Raw genomic sequence first — 24,544 nt, 5'->3', positions numbered from 1 at the left:
AGTTTTTACTTTTACTATTTCATAGATTTTAATATTTCTAATAAGTATTTCCAAGTATTATCAGTTGAAGATATGCTTAAATGTTCATTTGGAGTATGAACATCATACATATTTGGTCCAAATGATATAGCTTCAGCATTAGGTATTTTATCTAGTAATAAACCACACTCAAGACCTGCATGTAAAGCCATTATTATAGGCTCTTTACCATTAATGTTTTCGAAAGCCTTAACACATATTTTTTCAAGTTCAGAACCTTTAGCATATTCCCAAGCTGGGTAGTCACTTATTAAATCAAGTTTTCCACCAAACTCAGATATTAAAAGTTCCATTCTAGCAGTTATATCATCTTTAAGAGATTTAACTGAACTTCTTACAGCACATTCGAAAGTAACTGTAGAGTCTGTAGTTCTAAGAACACCTAAGTTAGTAGAACTTTCAACTAGATTTTCTATATCCATACTCATAGTTTGTATAGCATTAGGTATTAAGTTAAGTACTTTTATAACGCTATCCTTAGACTTAGCATTAAATACTAATTCAGGTTTAGTAGTTTCAGTACATACTATTTCAAAACCTGGATCAGAAGTTCTTAACTCATGCTTAAATATTTCAGTTATTTCTTTTACACAAGCTACGAATTTATCTTTTTGATCATTATTTATCATTATTACAGCATCAGCTTCACGAGGGATAGCGTTATTTTTAGATCCGCCTTCAACCTTAGCTAAATCAAAATCAACATCTAATAAGTTTAGAAGTCTACCTAATAATTTATTAGCATTACCTCTTTGTTTTATTATATCCATACCAGAGTGTCCACCTAATAAACCTTTGATTTCTAATAAATAAGCTGATTTAGAAGCTTCAGGTTTAACAAATTCTACTGGTAAAGTTGATAAAGCAGTTACACCACCAGCACAACTTACTAGAAGATGACCTTCTTCCTCAGAATCTAAGTTTAATATGTATTTTCCTTTAATTAAGCTTCCATCTAATGCCATAGCACCAGTCATACCAGCTTCTTCGTCTACAGTTAAAAGAACTTCTAAAGCAGGATGAGGGATATCATTAGATGCAAGTATTGCAAGTCCCATAGCTACAGCTATACCATTGTCAGCACCTAAAGTTGTATTATTTGCATATACATAATCTCCATCTATTCTTAGCTCGATTGGGTCTTTCATAAAGTCATGGTTAGTACTTTTATTTTTTTCACAAACCATATCCATATGACCTTGAAGTACTACACCAGGTGCATTTTCATATCCAGGAGTTGCTGGCTTTCTTATTATTATATTTAGACTTTCATCTTGAATAGTCTCTAAGCCTAGGCCTTCACCAAAATTACGTAAGTAATCACTTATAGCCTTCTCATTTTTAGATCCTCTTGGTATTTGAGAAATCTCTTCAAAATACTTAAAAACTAAACTAGGTTGTAAATCACTTAGAACGTTGTTCATAAAAAACATCTCCTTACTAAAAATTAAATTAAATTATATTACAAAATAGTATTGATTATGTATAATATATAAATAGTATAGTACAAAATTACATAAAATACACTTAAAATTTGAATAAAATTTTTCTAAGGAGGAAGCATGAATAAAAAATCATTAAAAGTTTTAGAGTTTGACAAGATAATTTCTTTACTAAAAGATAAAGCTTCATCTTCTTTAGGTTTAAGATATATAGATAAATTAAAACCCAGTTCAGACTACGAAGAAGTTAAATATATGCTAGAGGAAACTAGTGAAGCTCAAGCTATACTTATAAAAAAAGGTGGAGTAAATTTACAAGGATTATATGATGTTGAAGATAAGGTAAAGAGAACAAAAGTCGGAGCATCTATAGACCCAGGAAGTTTACTTATGATAGCGGATACTTTAAGAGTAGCTAGAACTTTAAATAACAATTTATCTTCATCAGATGAAGAAGATTTTAACTATCCAATAATTCAATCATTATCAAATGGATTATATGTCCATAGAGATGTTGAAGAAAAAATTTATAATTCTATAGTTAGCGAAGTTGAAATATCAGATAATGCATCAAGTGAGTTAAGAAGTTTAAGAAGAAAAATAATACAAAAAAATCAATCTATTCGTTCGAAATTAAATGGAATAATCAGTTCATCAACATATCAAAAATATTTACAAGATGCAATAATATCAATAAGAGGAGATAGATTTGTTGTGCCGGTAAAGGCAGAATATAGATCTCAAGTATCTGGTATAGTTCACGATCAATCATCATCAGGAGCAACATTATTTATTGAACCAATGAGTATAGTTGAAATGAACAATGAACTTAGACAGTTAAAATTAAAAGAAAAAGAAGAAATAGAAAGAATACTTAGCGAGTTATCGGCTCTTGTAGGTGATATAAGCGATGACATATTAAGCAACCAAGCTATATTAGGAAAAATTGATTTTGCATTTGCAAAAGGAAAGTTGTCAATTTCATTAAAAGGAATAGAACCAAAATTAAATGAAGAAAGTTATATTAATATAAAAAATGGAAGACACCCACTACTAGATCCAAAATCCGTTATTGGAAATGATATTAGATTAGGTAAGGAATTCCATACATTAGTTATAACAGGGCCAAATACTGGTGGTAAAACAGTAACTATAAAAACTGTAGGATTATTTGCATTAATGACTCAAAGTGGTCTTCATATTCCAGCGGATTATGGAACTAGCATGTGTGTATACGATAATGTATTTGCAGACATAGGAGATGAACAAAGCATAGAACAAAGTTTATCTACGTTTTCATCACATATGACCAATATAGTTTCTATATTAAATGAAGTTACTGAAAATTCACTAGTAATATTTGATGAACTAGGAGCAGGAACTGATCCAGTCGAAGGAGCAGGTTTAGCTATTGCAATACTTGAAGATGTAAATATGGCAGGAGCTAAATGTATAGCAACTACACACTATAGTGAAATAAAGCATTACGCACTTACAAAAGATGGAGTAGAAAATGCGGCTGTAGAGTTTGATTTAGAAAATTTAAAACCTACATATAGGTTATTTATAGGGGTGCCAGGAAAATCTAATGCATTTGCCATATCTAAAAGGTTAGGATTGAGTGATTATGTAATAAATAGAGCTAAAGAGTTTATAGATACAGATACAATTGCCGTTGAAGATGTAATTCATAGTTTAGAAAAATCAAGGGTAGAAGCTGTAGAAGAAAAAGAAGAAGCATCTAGATTAAGAAAAGAAATTCAGACGTTAAAAGAAGAGTATGATGAAAAACTAGAAAAAATAGCTATTCAAAGAGAAAAAATGCTAGAAGAAGCTAGACAAGAAGCCTTTAGAATAACTAGACAGGCTAAAGAAGAAACTGAATTAGTTATAAAGGAACTTAGAAGATTAGAACAAGAGAACATGTCTAAAGAAAAAAATAGAAAAATAGAAGAATTAAGAAGAGAAATATCAAGTTCAATGGGAGCATTACAACCAAGTATTAAGAGTATGATAGTTCCAAAGACTACTTCAAAAGAAGTAAAAGATTTAAAGCCTGGAGATGAAGTGAAAGTTATAACATTAAATCAACAAGGATCTGTAATTTCAGCGGATAATAAGAAAAAAGAAGCTTTAGTACAAATTGGTATAATGAAGATGACCCTTCCATATAAATCATTACAAAAAGCTAAAAAGGATGTAAAATCAACAGTTACTAATGCTACTAGAAATGTTATAAAGTCTAAATCAGGAAGAGTTAAAAGTGAAGTTGATTTAAGAGGAATGACACTTGAAGAGGCAAGAGAAGAAGTTGATAAGTATCTTGATGATGCATGTTTAGCTGGACTTGAAAATGTAACAGTAATCCACGGTATAGGTACGGGTGTTTTAAAAGCTGGGATAACAGAAATGCTAAAGAAACATAAACATGTAAAATCACAAAGACCAGGACAATATGGTGAAGGTGGTATGGGAGTTACTATCGTTACATTAAAATAAATAAGGGGATGAAATGATGATATTGGTATCAGCATGCTTATTAGGAATAAACTGTAAGTATAATGGCGATAATAACAATCACGAAATTGTAAAAAAATATTTAAAGGACAAACAGTTTATACTAGTTTGTCCTGAACAATTAGGAGGACTTCCAACTCCTAGAGTTCCAAGTGAAATCTTAAATAAAAATGGAAAAATTATTGTTAAAAGTAAAGATGGTTTAGATGTAACTGAAAACTTTATGAGAGGTGCTTATGAAACATTAAAGATAGCCAAGATTTATAATTGTAAAGAAGCTATATTAAAGGAAGGGAGCCCTTCTTGTGGATGTAATAAAATATATGATGGAACTTTCAGTAATAGAAAAATAGATGGAAGTGGAATCACTGCAATGATGTTAAAAAAAGAAGGTATTAATATTATCAGTGAGAAAGAACTGGAAATATAGACAGATACTTGAAAAAAAGTATAATTTGTTTTATCATAAAGTGTTATAAGAATAATGGAAGGAGTACTAATATGCAAGATTTTAAAATAGAAGTAGCCAAATCGTTAAAAGAAAAAATAGAAGATTTAACATTAGAAGAAATAGTTGGATTAATAGAAATACCTCCAAATAGTGAAATGGGAGATTATGCTTTTCCATGCTTTAGATTAGCTAAAGTTTTTAGAAAAGCACCTAATATGATAGCTGCTGACTTAGCTCAAACTATAGAAGCTAATGAGTCGATATCAAAGATTGAACCAGCAGGAGGATATGTTAACTTTTTCGTTAACAAATCTCAATTAGCAAAGAATGTTATAAATGATGTTTTAACTCAAGGAAAAAATTATGGACATAGTGAAATAGGAAAAGATAAGACAGTAGTAATAGACTTCTCATCTCCTAATATAGCAAAACCATTCCATATAGGGCATATAAGAACAACAGTTATAGGAAATGCTTTATATAAAATATATGATTCTCAAGGATATAATACTGTAAGAGTAAACCATCTTGGAGATTACGGAACACAATTTGGTAAGCTTATAGTAGCATTTAAAAAATGGGGAAGCAAAGAGGCTGTAGAGTCTAATCCAATACCTGAATTATTAAAATTATACATAAAATTCCATGATGAAGCTGAGAAACATCCAGAAATGGAAGATGAAGCTAGAGCATGGTTTACAAAACTAGAAAACAAAGATAAAGAAGCTGTTGATTTATGGCAATGGTTTAGAGATGAGAGTTTAAAAGAGTTCTCAAGAGTATATGATCTATTAGACATAGAATTTGATTCATATGCAGGAGAAAGTTTCTATTCAGATAAGATGGATAGAGTTATAGATATAATAAAAGAAAAAGGTCTATTAGAAGAGTCTGAAGGTACAAACATAGTTAACTTAGAAGAATATAACATGACACCTGCTCTTATAACTAAAAAAGATGGATCTACATTATATATGACTAGAGATTTAGCTGCAGCATTATACAGAAAAGAAAACTATGATTTTGAAAAATGTATATATGTAGTTGGATCTCAACAAAGCTTACATTTCCAACAATTATTTAAAGTTTTAGAGTTAATAGGATTTGAATGGGCTAAAGATATGGTACATGTGCCATTTGGAATGGTTGCATTAGAAGAAGGTACTATGTCTACAAGAAAAGGTAGAGTAGTATTTTTAGAGGATGTTTTAAGACAAGCTATAGAAAAAACTAAAGAAACTATGCTTGCTAAAAACCCTAATGCTGAGAATGTAGATGAAATAGCTAAACAAGTAGGAGTTGGAGCAGTAGTATTCCAAGAATTATCTAATAGTAGAATTAAGGACTATACTTTCTCTTGGGAAAGAACATTAAGCTTTGAGGGAGAAACAGGACCTTATGTACAATATACTCATGCTAGATGTTGCTCTGTTTTAAGAAAAGCAAACATGGATGTAACTACAGATGTAGATTATAATTTATTAAGTGATGCTGATAGTTCGGAAGTATTAAAGTTAATAGCATCATTTAACAAAAACTTATTAGTTGCAATGAGAAAGAACGAACCACATATAGTAACTAGATTTGTTTTAGACTTAGCACAAGCATTTAATAAATTCTATCATGATAATTCTATATTAGTTGATGATATAGAGGTTAAAAAAGCTAGATTAGCTTTAGTTGCAGCTACAAAACAGACTATAGAAAATGCGCTTGCAATATTAGGTATGGGGGCACCAGAAAGAATGTAGTATATCTAATGTACATTTGTCGAAAAATAATACTTTACATCTAAATTTCGGTTATTGTATAATTAAATTAAGAAATAGCTCGATAGCTGAGCTAATTAGAATCAAAAGAGATATATATGGAAGTAGAGTATATATAAACTATTCTACTCCCCCCCTACATTTATGGCAGCTAATAGCTGCCTATTTTTTTTAGTGGTGATTAAATTGAACTCTTTTAACAAAAGTATATTAACTTAGCAAATTGATAAAACTAAAAATAGTTTATGCGTTAGGAAGGTATTGCTATGAATGATGATTTATTAAAAAAAGCATATATAAATGCATTTAGTATAAATGATAAATATATAAAAGATATGATTATAATAAACACAAAATCTTTAATAGATGATATATCACAAAGGTATGTAAAAATTGATAAAAATAGATTAAAAGATGAATTAATATATTATAAGTTTTATGGAGATAGCATCAAAGACTTAAATATATTAAATATTTTATTACCAGTTATAATATCCAATACTAATATTAAAAGAAGTGAAGAAGAAGTATTAAAGGTTATAAAGTATCATATTCTTTTCAATAAACATGAAAAATATATGAATGACTTCATAATTTCAGGGTTAATGTATAATACATTAATACACTCGATTATTGAAAATTCAGCACTAGAGTATGCTGATTTAATGCAAAAAATTAAAACTAATATTATTGAATTCATCCATGATATGCCAAAGTCAGAAGTAATAAAATTTGAAATGAAGAGAATACAAGTTATACAGACTATAGATAAATATACAGATAAAAATATAATGGATTATGAAGAAAATAATATAATAGTGAATTTATTAAATATTATTTATGATATATATGTAGAAGATAGAGAGGCGAAGCTCGAAGGAGTAAAAAGTATAAAAAAATCTATATTATCTATGTTGAATTTCGAATTAGAACCTGGTTTAGATAATATAGATTTCATAAATTCAATGTCAGATTATATTATAAAACTTAGAAAATATAAAATACATAAAAAAACATATGATATAAAATCAGACCCTAGATATATAATAGGATTAGAAATTGGAGATACAAAATCAGATCCAATTTTAAATAATATCAAAGTTATATCAAAAGAATTTTCAAATAATATTTTGACTATAGGATTAGTATCTAAGTCAGGTAATTATAAGTTCAAATTTAAAAAATCTTAATTATCAGACTCTAAGTATTCAACAAAAACTTCTTCTTTAGTATTTGTTAAAAAACAAAGTTCTTTTATAAGACTGTTTCTAAGGCCGATGAAATCTTCTAAATCAGTGTTTTCATAGGTATATTCTAATGCTTTTACAATAAGCAATAAATCTCTTTTAGATAGTGCATCAATAGATACTTTGTCGAACAATTTCATAAAAAACTTCCTTTCATATATAATTTAGTGATTAATAAATATATAATGAGATATAATTCTACAATAATATAAAAAAACCTTCTTTTTATACAAAATATTAGAAATTAAAATCAATACATATAGTATTTTAACAAAAATAGACAAGTTATAGCTAAGAAAATTAAAAAAAGAGGTGAATTAAATGAAAATACTTTTAACAACTTTAAACTCTAAGTTTATACATACAAATTTAGCCATAAGATACTTAAACCAAATGGTAAAAGACATAGAAGATATAGAAGTAGATATAAGAGAATATACTATAAACAATGAATTAGATTTTATATTAAAAGATATTTATAAAAATGATTATGATGTTATTTTATTTTCGACATATATATGGAACGTAAATGATATTGTTAAATTATGCGGTAACATTAAAAAGGTAAAACCTAATATGAAAATTGCCTTAGGTGGACCAGAAGTAAGTTATGATAGTGAAGATTCTATGAAAAAATATGATTTTGTAGATTACATACTTTATGGAGAAGGCGAACTAGTATTTAGAGATTTTGTAAAACACCTTAAAGGTGATATAAAAATAGAGGATGTAGATGGAATAGTATATAGAAATAATAAAGATATTATTAAGAATAAATCTATGAAGCTTTTAGAAAACTTAGATTTAATCCCAAGTCCATATGAAAAATTAAACAAAGAAGAATATGAAAATAGAATAGTATATTATGAAACATCTAGAGGGTGTCCTTTTAACTGTCAATACTGTTTATCTTCAACTCTTCAGGGATTGAGATATTTTAGTATAGATAGAGTAAAGAAAGACTTAAAAGCACTTATAGATGCAAGGGTATCTCAAATAAAATTTATAGACAGAACTTTTAATGCTAATAAAAAGTTTGCTATGGAAATAATGAAGTTTTTAATGGAAAACGACAATGATTATACTACATATCACTTTGAAGTTACAGCTCATTTATTAAGCGATGACATGCTAGAATTTCTAAAGGATTGTAAAGAAGGATTATTCCAATTTGAAATAGGAGTTCAAACAACTAATGAAAAAGTCTTAGATGCTGTTGGAAGAAGAGATGACTTTGGCAAACTTTCATATGTAGTAAAGAAAATTGCTTCATATAGAAATATACATCAACATTTAGATTTAATTGCAGGCTTACCATACGAAGATTACAAAAGCTTTGAGAATTCATTTAACGATGTATTTAATTTAGGTATAGAGCATTTACAATTAGGTTTTCTTAAAATGATAAAAGGAACGGGAATAAGAAATAGAGCTGATGAACATGAATTTAGATATAAAGACTATCCACCTTATGAGGTTTTATATAATAAATATATAAGTTATGACCAAATACTTAAGCTAAAAGATATAGAAGAAATACTAGAAAGATATTTTAATTCAAAGAACTTTGTACTTTCTATGAGATATATAATACATAATTTTTATAAACAAAGCCCATTTAAATTCTTCGAAGATTTTGCTACGTATTTTAATGACAATGGATACTTTAATATGTCTCAAGGAAAAAATCAATTATATAAAATATTACTAGATTTTTATTTAGAGAAAATTAATATAAATAGTGATTTATTTAAAGAAATTATAAAATACGATTATATATCATTAGGTAAAACATCTAATGTACCTGCTTTTCTTGAAAAAGTAGATATAGAAGATTTCAAAAATAGATGTCATCTATTTTTACAAAATGAAGAAAATATATTAAAATATATACCAAGATTTGAAAATACTCCTGCTAAGCAAATAATAAAATATGTACATTTTGAAGTTTTCAAATATGATATATTGAAATTAAAAGACGATATAAAAACTAAACTTGAGCCAAAGGAAAGTATAGTATTATTTGTTTATGATGATAAAAAAGTGTTTGAGAAATCTAAGTCATACACAGTAGAAATATAGGAGGGAAAAATGAAATTTAGAGTTGAAAAATATATATTAAAAAAAGCAGAGGAATTAGCTTTCTTAAAAATAAAAAATGGAGCAGATTTTAAATTAAAAGGATACGAATTTCCAAAAGATGGACTAGATGTGCCTATAAAGAATGATGTTTTAGTAAAAGGAATTAAAAGTAATACAGTTGAAAATGGATTAAGTTCAATGTCTATTGCAGATGCAATGATTTATATAATGGGAATCGACAGTAATTTTAAATACAATGAAGATTATAAAAAGTTTTTAGAAGCTATAGAAAATAATTTAGATTTAGATTTAAAGTCTTATATGGGATATATGGCTAGAAAATATTTTGAGGCTGGAGAATATACAGATGCTTTAATATATTTAAAATGTAGTGTTAACTTGTACCCAGATGATGTGGATTCACTTTATCATTATGCGATAGTTTGTCAAGAAATGGCAAAGATGCATCAAAAAAATGGTGATGAAAAACCTATGGAAGCATTTTTACTAGATGCGATTGAAGCATTAGAAAAGGTAATAGATATAGATGAATCTTTTGCACTTGCATACTATCATTTAGGATATCATTACTATAATCAAAATCAATATATAAAAAGTAAGGTTACATGGGAAGAAGCAATAAGACTTGGATTACCCGATGATTTATGTGCAGAGGTTCAAGATATAATAGGAAAAATGGATTTTAAAGTTCAATATGAAGAGGGTTATAATTTAGTATTCCAAGGTAAAAATGAAGAAGGATTAGAAAAGTTATTGCCACTAGCAGATGAACATGGAGACTGGTGGAATCTTTTATTTATGATAGGGTTAGCTTATAGAAATATGAATGATATAGGTAAAGCTCAAAAATACTTTGAAAAGATACTTATAATAAGACCAAATCAAGTAGATACATTAGTTGAATTAGGACTTTGTGAAGCATCAAATTACAATATTAAAGGTGCCATAGAGTATTTTGAAAAAGCAGCTAAGTTAAAAAAAGAAGACCCTGAGATTTTATGTAATCTAGGTATGGCGTATTTAAACGATAAAGATTTAGATAATGCAATTTATTATATAGAAAGAGCATACGAAATAAATCCTCAAGATGAGGTTACAGTTGCATGTCTTAGAGAATTAGATCAGTATAGATAAAAATTTAAGCTATATAAGCTATAAGAGTTTACTCTTATAGCTTTTTTTATAAATAAAAATATTAAATAGAAATTTTATATAAATAATAAAGGAGTAATAAACTAGTTGTCAAATTAAATTAACTATAATAACAACTTTTATACATATTTATAAATTTGCAAAAGTAAAAATAATAAGGAGGAACCATTTTGATAAGAAATCTAGATGACATAATAAGCGATTTAAAATTAGATAGGAAAGTTAAATTAGCTGTAGCTGCAGCTCAAGATGAGGAAGTTCTGCATGCTGTTTTAGATGCTATGAATAAGAATATAATTGAACCTATATTGATAGGAGATATTGATAAAATCAAAAAAATATCATATGAATTAAATTTCAATTTAGAAAATATAAGTTTAATTAAAGCTTATACTTATAAAGAGTGTGCTGAAATAGCTGTTAAGCTTGTAAGTGATAAAAAAGCTGATTTCCTAATGAAAGGAATACTAGATACTTCTATACTACTTAAAGCTGTTTTAAATAAGGATTATGGTTTAAGAACTGATAGTCTTTTAAGTCATGTTATGGTATATGAGGTTCCAACTTATCACAAATTATTAATGATTACTGATGGAGGAATGAATATAAAACCTACATATGATCAGAAAAGAAAAATAGTTAATAATGCTATAAAAGCCTGTAAAGCACTTAAGGCAGAAAATATAAAAATAGCTGCTTTAGCGGCTAAAGAAAAGGTAGATAATAAAATGGAAGCCACAGTAGATGCTTATAAGTTACAGCAAGACTGTGAAAATAAATTATTTGGAGAAGATGTAATTTTAGAAGGTCCATTAGCTTTTGATATAGCTATTTCTTCTAAATCCTCAGAGATTAAAAATATTAACAGTAAAGTTTCAGGAGATGTAGATATTATACTAGTACCAACAATAGAAGTTGGAAATGGGATAGGAAAATCTATGACATATTTGGCAAATGCAAAGTCTGCAGGTATAATAATGGGAGCTAAAGTTCCAATTGTACTTGTTTCAAGAGCTGATTCTCATGAATCAAAGCTATATTCAATCGCATATGGAGCACTAATAGCTAGGCTAGATAATAATATATAAACTACTTGTTAAAAAATTACCTAAATTATAGTGAAAGTAATTTATATAGTTGCTATAATTTAGGTAAAAGAGATTATTTTAAATATAGAAAAATATAAAGCTCATACACAGTAACGTACTTATTTCTATTAAAAATTTTATATAAAGGGGATAGAGGTATGGATAAAAAGATGTTGACTATCGACTTAAACAGCCAAAAGCTTATAGAAAAGGCTGAGAGAGATGGCGTAGAAACTATGTATGACAGAAAACTTGCCATGAAGGCTCAATGTGGATTTGGACTTCAAGGAGTATGCTGTAGGATATGCGCAGCTGGACCTTGTAGGATAACTCCCAAAACTCCGTTAGGGTTATGTGGAGCAGATGAGCACGTAATAGTAGGTAGAAACTTTGCAAGAATGGTTGCAGCGGGAACGGCTGCACATTCAGACCATGCTAGAGGTATAGCACATACAATGGCTATATCTAGTAGAGACGGTAATTATACGATAAAAGATGATGCTAAATTAATAGGTTTAGCTAAAGAATGGGGAATAGAAACAGAAAATAGAGATATATACGATATAGCACATGAGGTTGCAGATGTAGCTTTAATGGAATTTGGGAAACCTCATGGAAAATTAAAATTCTTAAGCAGAGCACCACATCAAAGACAAGATATATGGAAAAAACATAATATAGAGCCAAGAGCAATAGATAGAGAAATAGTAACAATCATGCATTCAACTCACATGGGATGTACGGCTGATATAGATAGCTTAATAAACTTATCATTAAGAACTTCATTTGCAGATGGATGGGGAGGTTCTATGATAGGAACAACATTTAGTGATATATTATTCGGAACACCTACCGTAAGACAATCAGAAGCAAACCTAGGAGTACTAGAAAACAATAAAGTAAATATAATTTTACATGGACATGAACCTTCATTATCAGAAATGGTAGTCTTAGCATCTGAGGATCCAGAACTTCTGGCATTAGCTAAAGAAGTCGGAGCTGAAGGTATAAATTTAGCAGGAATGTGTTGTACTGGAAATGAAGTTACGATGAGACATGGCGTAAGAACAGCAGGAGATTTCCACCAACAAGAACTAGCTATAATAACAGGAGCTGTAGAAGCTATGATAGTAGATGTACAATGTATATTCCCAGCATTAGCTAAAGTTTCTGAGTGTTATCATACAAAATTTATAACAACATCTCCAAAAGCTAAGATATCAGGATCAACATACATTGAATTTAATGAAGATACAGCATTAGATGATGCTAAAAAAATAGTAAGAGAAGCTATACTTAATTTTAAAAATAGAGATAAAGAAAAAGTTTATATACCTGAATTAAAAACTACTACAACTGTAGGATATAGTGAGCAAACAATAATAGGTCAGTTAGATAGAGTTGTCAACTCTCAAATAGATAGTCCAGGAACAGTTAAACCTTTAGTAGACTGTTTAAAATCAGGAGTATTAAGAGGAGTAGTAGGAGTAGTAGGATGTAATAATGCAAGAAGTATTTCAAACAAAGCTCATGTAACTATAATGAAAGAACTTATAAAAAATGACATATTAGTAGTTACAACTGGGTGTGGAGCTTCAGCAGCTGGTAAATTTGGATTATTAAATAAAGAAGCTAAAAGTATGGCTAGTAAAGGACTTGCGACGGTTTGTGAATTAGTAGACATACCTCCGGTTTTACACTTAGGATCATGTGTTGACTGTAGCCGTATATTAAATGTTGTAGCTGAAGTTGCTAAGTTTTTAGATATGGATATGTGTGATATACCTGTAGCAGGAGTAGCTCCAGAATGGATGTCTGAAAAGGCAGTAGCTATAGGTACTTATGTTGTAGGATCGGGTATAGATACTTACTTAGGTATAATGCCTCCTATTGCAGGATCTTCAAAAACTGTAGAAATATTAACTAAAACTTTACAAGATAGTGTAGGAGCAACATTTAAGGTAAATGAGAATCCAGAAGAACTAGCTCAAATGATAATAAATGGTATTGAGAAAAAGCGTGAACATTTTGAGGAATTAGTTGCACAAAAAAATGCACAAAAGGAAGCAAAGCCAGCAGAGGCATAGTATTAAATTTAATAAGTAAAAAAACTAGGGATACTACTTTGAAAAGATAGTATTAAATTTAAATTAGTTTATGAAAGCTAGCTGTAGTTTATTTTTCATGCAAAGAAAACTTTTAAATAATTAATTTGCAAATTTTTTATTATGAATAAATGTAGTAATATATAAAACTAAAGATAAAGAAAAGGTGGGAATAGTATGAAAATAGCAGTAACAGGAAAAGGTGGAGTAGGAAAAACAACATTTTCATCTATGTTATCAAGAATGTTTGCAGATGACGGATATAGAGTAGTATCTGTAGATGCAGATCCGGATGCGAACTTAGGCTTAGCTTTAGGTTTCCCTAAAGAAGTTTATGAAACTATAGTACCTATATCAGAGATGAAAAATTTAGTTAATGAAAGAACATCTGCTGAAACGGGTACTTTCAATAAAATGTTTAAATTAAATCCGAAAGTAGATGATATACCTGATAAGTACTGCAAGGAATATAATGGGGTTAGACTTTTAACGTTAGGAACAGTAGATTCTGGTGGAAGTGGATGTGTATGTCCTGAACATGTTTTGTTAAAAAGGCTATGTTCACACTTGATATTACAAAATAAAGATGTAGTTGTAATGGATATGGAAGCAGGGATAGAACATTTAGGAAGAGGTACGGCACAAGGAGTAGATGCTTTTATAGTTGTTGTAGAACCTGGAGAAAGAAGTCTACAAACATATAGAAAGGTAAAAAGGCTAGGTACGGATATAGGCGTTAAAAAAGTTTTTGTGGTAGGAAATAAAGTAAGAAATAAATCTGATGAAGACTTTATAGCTAGTAATTTACAGGATGGAGAATTGCTAGGTTTTATTTACTACAATCAAGATGTTATAGATTCTGATAGAGCAAGTCAATCTCCATATGATGTAAGCGAAGATACTAAAATACAGATAAATGAAATAAAAAGTAGATTAATGACGAATTGTTAGTATTTTTTAGTATAATAGATATAACAATGTAAAGTGAGAGGAGATTTAGTTATGGGATTTAAATCAGATATCGAAATTGCACAAGAAGCTAAACCGCAAGATATAAGGGAAATAGCCAAAAAATTAGGATTAAGTGATGACGAAGTAGAGCTTTATGGTAAGTATAAAGCAAAAGTTGATTATAACTTACTAAAAAAAGATAAAAAAGATAAGAAGGCTAAGCTAATATTGACTACAGCTATAAATCCAACTCCAGCTGGAGAAGGCAAAACAACTACAACAATTGGTGTAGCCGATGCATTTTCTAAATTAAATAAAAATGTATTAGTAGCATTAAGAGAACCATCTTTAGGACCTGTATTTGGGATAAAAGGTGGAGCAGCTGGGGGAGGGTATGCTCAAGTTATACCTATGGAAGATATAAACTTACACTTTACTGGGGATTTTCATGCTATAGGAGCAGCAAATAATCTATTAGCAGCAATGCTTGATAATCATATACATCAAGGAAATGAACTAGGAATAGATCCAAGAAGAATAACTTGGAGAAGATGTGTGGATATGAATGATAGACAGTTAAGAAATATAACTGATGGATTAGGTGGTAAAGCACATGGTATGCCAAGGGAAGATGGATTTGATATAACAGTTGCATCTGAAATAATGGCAGCATTTTGTTTAGCTAATGATATAATGGACCTTAAAGAAAGACTAGGAAACATAATAGTAGGATATACATTTAATGGAGATCCTATAACAGCTAAACAATTAAAGGCTAATGGAGCTATGGCAGCTTTACTAAAAGATGCATTAAAGCCAAACTTAGTGCAAACACTAGAGGGAACTCCTTCTTTTGTTCATGGAGGGCCTTTTGCAAACATAGCACATGGGTGTAACTCTGTAATAGCTACAAAAATGGCTATGCACTTTGCTGATTACGTTGTAACAGAAGCAGGATTTGGAGCTGATTTAGGAGCTGAGAAATTCCTAGATATCAAATGTAGAATGGCAGATTTAAAGCCAGATGCAGTTATAATAGTAGCTACTGTTAGAGCATTAAAATACAACGGTGGAGTTGCTAAGGATAAATTAAATGAAGAGAACTTAGAAGCATTAGAAGCTGGACTTCCAAATCTTTTAAAGCATGTTGAAAATATAACTAAAGTTTATGGATTACCAGCAGTTGTAGCTATAAATAGATTCCCACTTGATACAGAGGCAGAGCTTAAGTTAGTAGAAGATAGATGCAAAGAATTAGGTGTTAATGTTGCACTTTCTGAAGTTTGGGCTAAAGGTGGAGAAGGTGGAATTGAAGTAGCGAAGGAAGTTATTAGATTAATAGATGAAGAAGAAAATAACTTTAAATTCTGCTATGAAGATGACCTATCAATAAAAGAGAAGATTGAAGCTATAGCTACAAGAATATATGGAGCTGATGGAGTAGATTTTACTCTAGCAGCAGAAAAAGAAATAGAAAACCTAGAAAAATTAGGTTTTGGAAAATTACCTATATGTATGGCGAAAACTCAGTATTCTCTAACTGATGACCAAACAAAATTAGGTAGACCTACAGGATTTAAAATAACTGTAAGACAGTTAACAGTTTCTGCAGGTGCTGGATTTATAGTAGCCCTTACTGGAGATATAATGAAGATGCCAGGGCTCCCAAAAGTTCCAGCAGCTGAAAGAATAGATGTTGATGAAAATGGTGTAATATCAGGTTTATTCTAGTAAGATAATATATTAGAGTAGCTAGTTGTAAATCTGGTTTGTTAATTGGCATGAATTATTGAAAGTTTAGTTTAAGTACTACGTTAACAATCAAATTTACAACTTTGCTAACTCTGATTTGTTAATCAAAATAAATAAACATAAGGTATTATTTATGGAGGAAAGAAAATGAGAATATCAGAAAAAACATGTGAAGATTTTGTAGATGTTTTAGCTTCAAAATCAGCAGCTCCTGGTGGAGGTGGAGCAGCAGCTTTAACTGGGGCTATAGGTATTGCATTAGGAAGTATGGTTTGTAACTTAACTATAGGAAAGAAAAAGTATGCTGAACATGAAGAAAGTGTAAAATCTATACTTGAAAAAGCAAGATCTTTAGAAAAAGACTTAATTGGTATGATAGATGAAGATGCAGAGTGCTTTCTTCCGTTGTCTAAAGCATATGGACTTCCAAGTTCAACAGATGAAGAGAAGAAAATAAAGTCAGAGACTATGGAAAATGCATTAAAAAAAGCATGTGAAGTGCCTATTAAAATAGTTAAAGTATGCTATGAATCTATTAAGTTACATGAAGATTTAGTCGATAAAGGATCAAGATTGGCTATAAGTGATATTGGTGTTGGAGTTCAATGTCTAAGAGCTGCTATTCTTAGTGGACAGTTAAATGTTTTAATAAATATAAATTCAATAAAAGATGAAAAATATGTAAATGAAGTAAGAAATGAAATTAATAGCCTTGTTGAAGAAGGTGTTAAAATTTGTGATGAAGTTTATTTAAAAGTAGAAAAAGCATTAAATAAATAAAAATCAATTATAATTTTCTTAAGTTTTAATATATAGGGGGCTCAAATAAATGAACAATACAACAACTAAAGGACAAATTATTAAAGGTAAACCAGTTGCAGATAAAATAAGTGAAGGATTAATAAAAGAAGTTAATAATCTAGTTACAGAAGGTATAAATCCTAAGTTAGCTATAGTTAGAGTAGGTGCAAGAGCTGATGACTTGGCTTATGAAAGAGGTGCACTAAAAAGATGTAAAACTATAGGTATAGAAACAGAAGTAGTAGAATTAGATGAAAATATAAATCAAGAAGAGTATATAAAGGTCTTACATAAGTTAAATGAAGATAAAAAAATAAATGGAATATTAACTTTTAGACCATTACCAAAACATTTAAATGAAGATGAAATAAAGTATCATATAGACCCTAAAAAGGATGTAGATTGCTTTAATCCAATAAATACAGCAAAAATAGTAGAAAATGATGAAAGTGGATATCCACCATGTACACCTACTGCAGTTGTAGAGATATTAAAACATTATGACATAGAATTATCAGGAGCAAATATAACTGTTATAGGAAGATCTATGGTAGTTGGTAAACCAGTATCTATGCTTTTACTAAATGAAAATGCTACAGTAACTATATGTCATTCAAAATCTAAAAATTTACCAGAGATATCTTCAAAATCAGATGTAGTAGTTGCAGCAGTAGGAAAAGCAAAAATGATAAATCATGATTATATAAAAGACGGTGCTGTAGTTATAGATGTCGGAATCAATGTAGATGATGAAGGTAATTTATGTGGAGATGTTGATACAGATGATATAATGGATAAAGCTCGTATGTTAACACCAGTTCCAGGAGGTGTTGGATCAGTTACAACTTCAATACTAGCTAGTCATGTAGTTAAGGCTTGTAAGTTACAAAATAATAAATAAAAGTGGAAATTTTCAAGGGGGAATAGAGATGATAATTTCTGAAAATAAGCCATTTGAAGAGATAATAGATTACTTAAAAAATGCTAAAAAAATAGTATTAATAGGATGTAATCAGTGTGCAGCTACGTGTAAAAGTGGTGGGGAAGAGGAAGTTTTAAAAATTAAAGAAAGACTAGAAAATGAAGGAAAAGAAGTTTTAGGATATCAAATATTAGACCCTGCATGTAATCTTTTAAAAACTAAAAAGGATTTAAAAGCTTTAAAAACTGAAATAAAAGAAGCTGATGCAATACTTTCGCTAGCTTGTGGAGATGGAACACAAACAATTGTAAAAAACTTAAAAGATAAACCTGTATATCCAGCTAACAACACTTTATTCATAGGAGAAGTTAGGAGAGTTGGCGAATTTGAAGAAGCATGTAAAGCATGTGGAGAATGTGAGCTTGCATGGACTGGGGGCATATGTCCAGTAACTATGTGTGCTAAAGGTTTATTAAATGGAGCTTGCGGAGGAGCAAGAGACGGAAAATGTGAAGTTAACCCTGAAAACGACTGTGCTTGGATACTTATATACGATAGGTTAAAATCTATAAACCAATTAGATAATTTACTAGATATAAAAGAACCTAAAGATTATTCAAAATCAGGTAATCCTAGAAGTCTAAGCCTAAAGAAAAAAGAGGCTACGGCTAAAGCTTAATTAGTTTTAAAAGGTTAAAAGGGGGATAAAAAATGAGCTTACTAAAAGAAACTTTAGAAAGTGGAAAGTTTGCAGTAACTGCAGAGATGGCTCCTCCAAAAGGAACGGACTTATCTCATTTAATAAAATGTGCAAGAGCTGTTAAAGGAAGAGTTCATGCAGTTAATGTAACAGATTTTCAATCTGCAGTAATGAGAACTACTTCTCTTACTACATGTAAATTATTAAAAGATGAAGGACTAGAACCGGTACTTCAAGTAACGGGAAGAGATAGAAATAGAATAGCGATACAAGGAGAATTATTGTCTGCTGGAGTATTTGGTATAAAGAATATGCTAGCATTAACAGGAGATCACACCATAGTAGGAGACCACCCTCAAGCCAAACCTGTATTTGACCTAGATTGTGTTGGAATCTTAAAAACAGCACAAAAACTTTCACAAGGAACAGATATGGTTGGAAATCAATTAAAAGGAGCACCAGAATTTTATCTGGGAGCATCAGTAACACCTAGATACACACCTATTGAAGTTCAATTATTAAAAATGAAAAAGAAAATTAACGCAGGAGCCGAGTTTTTCCAAACTCAAGCTGTGTATGATATAGATACTATGAGAGACTTTAGAAGGCACACTAAAGATATGAATACAAAAGTTTTAGCTGGTATAATACCTTTAAAATCACCAGGTATGGCTAAATTTATGAATGCTAATGTTCCAGGAATTTATGTTCCAGAAGAACTTATAGATAGGCTTAAGTCTGTAGGAAAAGAAAATTGGGTAAATGAAGGAATAAAAATAGCAGGAGAATTAATAAAACAATTAAAAGAAGAAAATTTATGCGATGGAATTCACATAATGGCAATAGGGGCAGAAGAAAATATTCCAGCTATTTTAGATGCTGCAAATATATAAAAATATATTAGGGGGATGAAAAATGAAAGTAGCAGTAATCGGAGGAGGTCCAGGTGGATATGTAGCTGCTATAAAAGCTGCTATGCTTGGAGCTGATGTTACAGTCATAGAAAAAAGAAGAGTTGGAGGTACTTGTTTAAATGTAGGGTGTATACCAACTAAAGCATTGTTAGCTTCATCTTCATTAATTTCATCTATAAAAGAAGCTAAAAACTTTGGAATAAATATAGATGGAAGTATAGAAGCTGATTTTGAGTCAATAATGGGGAGAAAAAATAAAATAGTAAATCAATTAATTGGAGGAATTGAATTTTTATTTGATAAAAGAGGAATAAATCTAATTAATGGATTTGGTAAATTAATTGATAAGAACAAGATAGACGTAAAAAAGGAAAACGGAGAAGTTGAAATAATAGAAGCTGATAAAATAATATTAGCAAATGGATCTCAACCAGTTATATTACCTATGTTTCCTTATGACAAAGATAGGATTATAACTAGTGATGAAGCTTTAAATTTAAAGGAAGTTCCAAAATCATTATTAATAGTTGGTGGAGGAGTTATAGGTTGTGAATTTGGTCAATTTTTTAGGACTTTAGGAACAGAGGTTACTATTGTAGAGATGTTTGATCAGTTACTTCCACTAGAGGATAAAGATGTAGCCAAACAGTTGCAAAGGCAATTTAAAAAGGATAAAATTAAGGTAATGACAGGTGTTAGAATCGAAAAATGTGAAATTGTTGACAATGAAGTAGTAGCAATCTTATCTAATGGAAAACAAATTAAAGCTGAAAAAGCTTTACTATCTATAGGAAGAAAACCGAATTTAGAAAATTCAGGAGTAGAAGATATAGGAATTACATTAGAAAGAGGAAAGATAGTAGTAAATGAAAATTTAGAAACAAATATTGAAGGTATATACGCAATAGGAGATTTAATAAACACACCATTTTTAGCACATGTAGCATCGAAAGAAGGATTAATAGCAGCTCAAAATGCTGTTTGTGGCAACTCTAAAACTGTAAATTACTCCGCTATTCCAAGATGTGTATATACTGATCCAGAAGTCTCAGGAGTAGGAAAAACAGAAAAAGAACTTCAATCTGAAGGTATAGATTATAATACAGGACAATTCGATTTTAGAGCATTAGGAAAAGCTCAAGCAATAGGACATTTCCAAGGATTCATAAAAATTATTGCAAATCAGGAAGATAAAATAATAGGCGCATCTATAGTAGGACCTCACGCAACAGATTTATTAACAGAATTATCTTTAGCAGTACATTTAGGATTAACAGTAGAAGAAGTAGGGGATGTAATACATGCTCATCCTACATTATCGGAGGGAATAATGGAAGCTCTTCATGATGTTCATGGAGAATGTATTCATGCAGCTCCAAAATTAGTAAAAGCATAAATGGGATAAAGTTTTATTTAGGCTAAACAAAGGGGGAAATCTTATGGGATTTAATATTGCAGTTGCAGGAAAAGGTGGAACTGGGAAGACTAGTCTTACAGGACTTTTAATTGACTGCTTAGTAAATGATAAAAAAGGGCCTATATTAGTAGTTGATGCAGATGCAAATGCTAATATAAATGAAGTATTAGGACTAGAAATAGATGTAACATTAGGTCAAATAAGAGAAGAAATAAACAAAAGAGAAAAACAAGGTAATTCATTCCCTGGAGGAATGACAAAAGCACAATATTTACAATACAGATTAAATACATCTTTGGCTGAGGGGCCAGGATATGACTTGATAGTTATGGGAAGGTCAGAAGGAGAAGGGTGCTATTGCTACGTAAATGGAATATTAAGAGAACAAACAGATAAGCTTTCTGATAGCTATGATTACTTAGTTATAGACAATGAAGCTGGGATGGAACATTTAAGTAGAAAAACTACTAAACATATAGATAAACTTTTATTAGTTAGTGATTGTTCAAGACGTAGTATTCAAGCTGTTGCAAGAATACGTGATTTAGCTAAAGAACTAAATTTAAATGTAGGAGATATGCAGTTAATAGTAAATAAGGCTCCAAATGGCATATTAAATGAAGGTGTAAAAGAGGAAATAAAAAAACATGAATTAGATCTTTTAGGGGTTGTGCCTTTAGATGAGCTTATATATGAATTTGATTCTTCTGGAAAACCATTAGTAGAATTACCTGAAGATTCTAAATCAAGAATTGCCATCAAAGATATTATATCTAAGTTAGAATTAAACTAGGCTAAGGGGGAGAAAAATATGGCATTTAAGATGTCTGTTCAAAAATATTCTGGGAAAATATCACAAGTAGAGATAGGTTCAGGAGAAAGTTGTATAAAAATAGGAGGAGAAAATATACTTCCTTTTTACGGATTTGATGGAGAATGTGGAAATTCTCAAAAAATAGGTGTTGAAATACTAGATGTATATCCAGAAAACTGGACTCAAGAAATAAAAAATATCTATAAAGATGTAGCTAAGGATTGTATAAAATGGGCTAAATACATAGAAGAAAATATAAAGCCTGATTTTATATGTCTAAAATTTGAAGGAGCAGACCCAAATGGATTAGATAAGTCTCCTGAAGAATGTGCAAATGTAGCTAAGGAACTAGTATCTAATACTTCATTACCTATAGTTATAGCTGGAACTGGAAATTTTGAGAAGGATGCTAGAGTATTTGAAAAAGTAGCTCAATCTGTAGATGGATATAATTGTTTATTTATGTCAGCAACAGAAGAAAATTATAAAGGGATAGGGGCAGCAGCAGGAATGGCATATAATCATAAAGTTGGAGCAGAGTCTTCTGTTGATATAAATTTAGCTAAACAATTAAATGTATTATTAACACAATTAGGAGTTAAACAAGAAAATATAGTAATGAATGTTGGTTGTTCAGCGGTAGGATATGGATATGAGTATGTAGCATCTACTATGGATAGAATAAGGCTTGCAGCTCTTGGTCAAAATGATAAAACTTTACAAATGCCAATAATTACTCCAGTTTGTTTTGAAACTTGGAACGTGAAGGAGTCTGTAGCTAGTATAGAAGATGAACCAACTTGGGGATGTCCAGAAGATAGAGGAATAGCTATGGAAATTTCAACTGCAGCAAGTGCTTTAGCTGGAGGCTCAAATGCAGTAATTTTACGTCATCCAAAATCTGTAGAAACTATAAAATCTTTAGTTAATGAGTTAGCTTAATAAGTTTAAGGTTAGGGGGAGAAAAAATGGCTTTAAAAGCTTTAGATATATTTAAATTAACACCAAAGAAAAATTGTAAGGATTGTGGATTTCCAACTTGTATGGCGTTTTGTATGAAGGTTGCATCAGGAGCTTGTGAAATAAACAAATGCCCTCATATGGCACAAGAATCATTAGACAAATTATCAGAGGCAACAGCGCCACTTATGAGAACTTTAAAGTTTGGATCAGGTAAATCTCAATATTCTCTAGGTGGAGAAACTGTACTTTTTAGACATGAAAAAACTCTAGTAAATAGAAATAGATTTGCAGTTGAATTTTGTGAGTGTATGACTGAAGAAGAAATTAACTTAAAAATAGCAAATATTAAAGCTGTTAATTATGTGAGAATCGGAGAAGAAATGAAAGTAGAAATAGCAGCTTTAAGATATTGTTCAAATAAAGACTCATATATAAATTTAATAAATAAGGTAAAAGATAGTGAGTTAGATGTAGCTTATATGATTATTTGTGAAGATGCGCAAATTGCAAAAGAAGTTACAGGAATTTTAAAAGGGAAAAATCCTATTGTTTACGGAGCTAATAAAGATAATTACAAAAACATGGTAGAAGTTGTTAAAGATGATAAATTAGTTTTAGGGGTTAAGGCGGATAACTTAGAAGAATTATATTCTACAACTGAAGCTATACAATCATTAGGATACAAAGAATTATTACTAGATACAACAGGAAAAACAATAAAAGATACATTTACAAATACTATTCAAGTTAGAAGAATATCACTAAAAGAGCAAGACAGAACATTTGGATATCCATCATTAATTTTTGCAAATGAGCTATCTAAAGATGATAAGATGATGGAAATTGCATTATCATCTATATTTACAGTTAAATATGGATCTATAATAGTTTTAAATGACATAGATTATACCAAAGCATTACCTCTATTTGCTCTAAGACAAAATATATATACAGATCCTCAAAGACCAATGAGAGTAGAAACTAAGGTTTATCCAATAAATAATCCAGATGAAAACTCTCCAGTATTAGTTACTGTTGACTTTGCACTAACATATTTCATAATAGCAGGAGAGATAGAAAGATCTAAGGTTCCGGTTTGGCTAGCTATACCTGATGCAGGTGGATACTCAGTTCTTACTGCATGGGCAGCTGGTAAATTTAGTGGAAGCTCTATAGCAAACTTCATAAAAGAAAGTAAAGTTTCTGATATGACTAAGAATAGAGATTTAATAATACCTGGAAAAGTAGCTGTTTTAAAAGGAGATATAGAAGATAATTTACCAGGATGGAATGTAATTATTGGAACAGAGGAATCAATGGAAGTACCTAAGTTTTTAAGAGAATATAAAGCAAATCAAGAAGCGTTAATACAAGGATAGAAAATATTAATAGGGGGA

Annotated in this window: 20 protein-coding genes; 18 read left to right on the top strand and 2 right to left on the bottom strand. The window is 30.0% G+C overall.

Annotated features, from left to right (window positions below; all coding sequences use genetic code 11):
• Nucleotides 1-14: 14 nt before the first annotated feature.
• Nucleotides 15-1,463 (bottom strand): aminoacyl-histidine dipeptidase, encoded by a 1,449-nt coding sequence (locus tag ATCC9714_RS14455; RefSeq protein WP_054629556.1) that lies wholly within the window; start codon nt 1,461-1,463, stop codon nt 15-17.
• Between the two features lie 138 nt (nt 1,464-1,601).
• On the opposite strand from ATCC9714_RS14455, the gene ATCC9714_RS14450 reads away from it, so the two are divergent.
• The 4 genes from ATCC9714_RS14450 (at nt 1,602) to ATCC9714_RS14435 (ending at nt 7,408) form a co-directional block, all read left to right on the top strand.
• Complete coding sequence (locus ATCC9714_RS14450) at nt 1,602-3,980, top strand: endonuclease MutS2 (RefSeq protein WP_057545722.1); 2,379 nt, start codon at nt 1,602-1,604, stop codon at nt 3,978-3,980.
• Nucleotides 3,981-3,996: 16 nt separating this feature from the next.
• A complete protein-coding gene (locus tag ATCC9714_RS14445) occupies nt 3,997-4,428 on the top strand; it encodes a 2-thiouracil desulfurase family protein (RefSeq protein ID WP_055340709.1) in 432 nt (143 codons plus the stop codon).
• Between the two features lie 71 nt (nt 4,429-4,499).
• Nucleotides 4,500-6,200 (top strand): arginine--tRNA ligase, encoded by a 1,701-nt coding sequence (gene argS, locus ATCC9714_RS14440; RefSeq protein WP_057545723.1) that lies wholly within the window; start codon nt 4,500-4,502, stop codon nt 6,198-6,200.
• A 284-nt stretch (nt 6,201-6,484) separates the two neighbouring features.
• Entirely contained in the window at nt 6,485-7,408 is a 924-nt protein-coding gene (locus ATCC9714_RS14435; protein ID WP_057545724.1) for a hypothetical protein, read from the top strand.
• Here ATCC9714_RS14435 and ATCC9714_RS14430 read toward each other — a convergent pair.
• Nucleotides 7,405-7,605: a hypothetical protein gene (locus tag ATCC9714_RS14430; RefSeq protein WP_021122370.1), complete on the bottom strand. Its 201-nt coding sequence runs from the start codon at nt 7,603-7,605 to the stop codon at nt 7,405-7,407. The two genes, ATCC9714_RS14435 and ATCC9714_RS14430, sit on opposite strands and share 4 nt — an antisense overlap.
• Before the next feature lie 181 nt (nt 7,606-7,786).
• Here ATCC9714_RS14430 and ATCC9714_RS14425 point away from each other — a divergent pair, with 181 nt between their 5' ends.
• The 14 genes from ATCC9714_RS14425 (at nt 7,787) to acsC (ending at nt 24,526) form a co-directional block, all read left to right on the top strand.
• Nucleotides 7,787-9,547 (top strand): B12-binding domain-containing radical SAM protein, encoded by a 1,761-nt coding sequence (locus ATCC9714_RS14425; RefSeq protein WP_057545725.1) that lies wholly within the window; start codon nt 7,787-7,789, stop codon nt 9,545-9,547.
• Between the two features lie 9 nt (nt 9,548-9,556).
• Nucleotides 9,557-10,702, top strand: coding sequence for a tetratricopeptide repeat protein (locus tag ATCC9714_RS14420; protein WP_021127705.1), 1,146 nt, complete (start codon nt 9,557-9,559; stop codon nt 10,700-10,702).
• A 188-nt stretch (nt 10,703-10,890) separates the two neighbouring features.
• Nucleotides 10,891-11,808 (top strand): bifunctional enoyl-CoA hydratase/phosphate acetyltransferase, encoded by a 918-nt coding sequence (locus ATCC9714_RS14415; RefSeq protein WP_057545726.1) that lies wholly within the window; start codon nt 10,891-10,893, stop codon nt 11,806-11,808.
• A gap of 158 nt (nt 11,809-11,966) precedes the next feature.
• Complete coding sequence (gene cooS / locus ATCC9714_RS14410; protein ID WP_021127707.1) at nt 11,967-13,895, top strand: anaerobic carbon-monoxide dehydrogenase catalytic subunit; 1,929 nt, start codon at nt 11,967-11,969, stop codon at nt 13,893-13,895.
• A gap of 195 nt (nt 13,896-14,090) precedes the next feature.
• Nucleotides 14,091-14,864 carry an ATP-binding protein gene (locus tag ATCC9714_RS14405; protein ID WP_021127708.1) on the top strand — a complete coding sequence of 258 codons (774 nt, stop codon included), beginning with the start codon at nt 14,091-14,093 and terminating at the stop codon, nt 14,862-14,864.
• Nucleotides 14,865-14,915: 51 nt separating this feature from the next.
• A complete protein-coding gene (locus ATCC9714_RS14400; RefSeq protein ID WP_057545727.1) occupies nt 14,916-16,595 on the top strand; it encodes a formate--tetrahydrofolate ligase in 1,680 nt (559 codons plus the stop codon).
• A gap of 168 nt (nt 16,596-16,763) precedes the next feature.
• Nucleotides 16,764-17,396, top strand: coding sequence for a cyclodeaminase/cyclohydrolase family protein (locus tag ATCC9714_RS14395; RefSeq protein ID WP_057545728.1), 633 nt, complete (start codon nt 16,764-16,766; stop codon nt 17,394-17,396).
• A gap of 49 nt (nt 17,397-17,445) precedes the next feature.
• Nucleotides 17,446-18,318, top strand: a complete 873-nt coding sequence (locus tag ATCC9714_RS14390) for a bifunctional 5,10-methylenetetrahydrofolate dehydrogenase/5,10-methenyltetrahydrofolate cyclohydrolase (RefSeq protein WP_021127711.1) — start codon at nt 17,446-17,448, stop codon at nt 18,316-18,318.
• 28 nt (nt 18,319-18,346) lie between these two features.
• Nucleotides 18,347-19,018: a methylenetetrahydrofolate reductase C-terminal domain-containing protein gene (locus ATCC9714_RS14385; protein WP_054629565.1), complete on the top strand. Its 672-nt coding sequence runs from the start codon at nt 18,347-18,349 to the stop codon at nt 19,016-19,018.
• A 32-nt stretch (nt 19,019-19,050) separates the two neighbouring features.
• The gene (locus ATCC9714_RS14380; protein WP_057545729.1) at nt 19,051-19,932 is read left to right on the top strand and encodes a methylenetetrahydrofolate reductase; all 882 of its coding nucleotides are present in this window, start codon (nt 19,051-19,053) and stop codon (nt 19,930-19,932) included.
• 22 nt (nt 19,933-19,954) lie between these two features.
• On the top strand, nt 19,955-21,349 hold the full coding sequence (lpdA, locus tag ATCC9714_RS14375) for a dihydrolipoyl dehydrogenase (RefSeq protein ID WP_057545730.1): 1,395 nt from the start codon (nt 19,955-19,957) through the stop codon (nt 21,347-21,349).
• A 43-nt stretch (nt 21,350-21,392) separates the two neighbouring features.
• Nucleotides 21,393-22,163, top strand: coding sequence for an ATP-binding protein (locus ATCC9714_RS14370; protein ID WP_021127715.1), 771 nt, complete (start codon nt 21,393-21,395; stop codon nt 22,161-22,163).
• Between the two features lie 18 nt (nt 22,164-22,181).
• Nucleotides 22,182-23,126 carry an acetyl-CoA decarbonylase/synthase complex subunit delta gene (gene acsD / locus ATCC9714_RS14365; protein ID WP_057574387.1) on the top strand — a complete coding sequence of 315 codons (945 nt, stop codon included), beginning with the start codon at nt 22,182-22,184 and terminating at the stop codon, nt 23,124-23,126.
• A gap of 26 nt (nt 23,127-23,152) precedes the next feature.
• The gene (acsC, locus tag ATCC9714_RS14360) at nt 23,153-24,526 is read left to right on the top strand and encodes an acetyl-CoA decarbonylase/synthase complex subunit gamma (RefSeq protein WP_057545732.1); all 1,374 of its coding nucleotides are present in this window, start codon (nt 23,153-23,155) and stop codon (nt 24,524-24,526) included.
• Nucleotides 24,527-24,544 lie beyond the last annotated feature (18 nt).

This window comes from Paraclostridium sordellii, assembly GCF_000953675.1.
Taxonomy (GTDB): domain Bacteria; phylum Bacillota; class Clostridia; order Peptostreptococcales; family Peptostreptococcaceae; genus Paraclostridium; species Paraclostridium sordellii.
This window is presented reverse-complemented; position numbering and strand designations above follow the sequence as displayed.